This window comes from Achromobacter sp., assembly GCF_057314935.1.
In genome coordinates this window covers 5,726-6,794 of sequence record NZ_DBHKZA010000152.1, presented here as the reverse complement: position 1 = coordinate 6,794, position 1,069 = coordinate 5,726, and the positions used below count along the sequence as shown (strand labels likewise).

1 protein-coding gene is annotated in these 1,069 nt (G+C 66.3%); it reads right to left on the bottom strand.

Annotation, left to right across the window (positions count from 1 at the left end; translation table 11 throughout):
* On the bottom strand, positions 1-1,069 hold a 1,069-nt coding region (locus ACO6D5_RS29165; RefSeq protein ID WP_485827322.1), incomplete at both ends, for an LTA synthase family protein.

Sequence of the window (1,069 nt, the reverse complement as noted above, 5' to 3'; positions counted from 1 at the left end):
TACTGCATGATGGCCCGCCCCGGCGTGCTGCGCGTCAGGTCGTGGCCGATCATCGGGTGTTCGGTGTCCACGCCGATGAGCGACAGCAGGGTCGGCGGCAGGTCGATCTGGCTGATCAGGCGGTCGTCGCGGCGCGCCTCGATGCCGGCGCCCAGGATCACGGCCGGGATATGGAAGTGGCGCACGGGCACCAGGCTGGCGCCGAATACGCGGGAATCGTGGTCGGCCGCCACCAGAAAGACGGTGTTTTCCCAGTAGGGCGACGCCTTGGCGCGTTCGAAGAAGCGGCCCAGCGCCCAGTCGGCGTAGCGCACGGTGTTTTCCACGGTGGCCGGGTTGCCTTCGGTCTGGATGCGGCCGGCGGGGTATTCCCACGGCGAATGGTTCGACACGCTGAAGGCCAGCGTGAAGGTGGGCTGGTCGGCGTCTTCCCGCAGCAAGCGGTCCAGCTGGTTGAACATGTCTTCGTCCGACGCGCCCCAGGTGCCCACGAAGGCCGGGTCCACGAAGTCGGCGCGGTCAACGATCTGCTTGAAGCCGTTGCCCAGGAAAAAACCCTTCATGTTGTCGAAGTGCGATTCGCCGCCATAGATGAAGCGCGAATGGTAGCCGTGGCGGCCCAGCAGATCGGCCAACGAGAAGAAGCCACGTTGTGAGCGGGGCAGTTTCAGCACCGCTTGCGCGGGGGTGGGCAGAAAGCCGGTGACCACCGCTTCCAGCCCGCGCACCGAGCGGGTGCCGGTGGCGTAGGCGCGCGTGAAGGCCCACGATTCCCGTGCCAGCGCGTCCAGCTCCGGCGTGAGGTCGGCGCCGCCCAGGTCCGCGCTGTACTGCGCGCCCAGGCTTTCTTCCAGGATGATCACCAGGTTGAGCGGACGCGGCGTCTTGCGCGTGGCGGGCTGGCGATGCAGGCTGGGGTAGTCGGGGTTGGAAGGCGGGTTGGGCAGTTGGGCCTGTGCCAGCACCAGGTCGTGCATCTTGGCGTCGTCCATGCCGCCGTACACGTCCGATGCCGACTTCTCGTTCTTCATGCTGTAGATGGCGTAGAACACGTTGTAAAGCGAGTTCA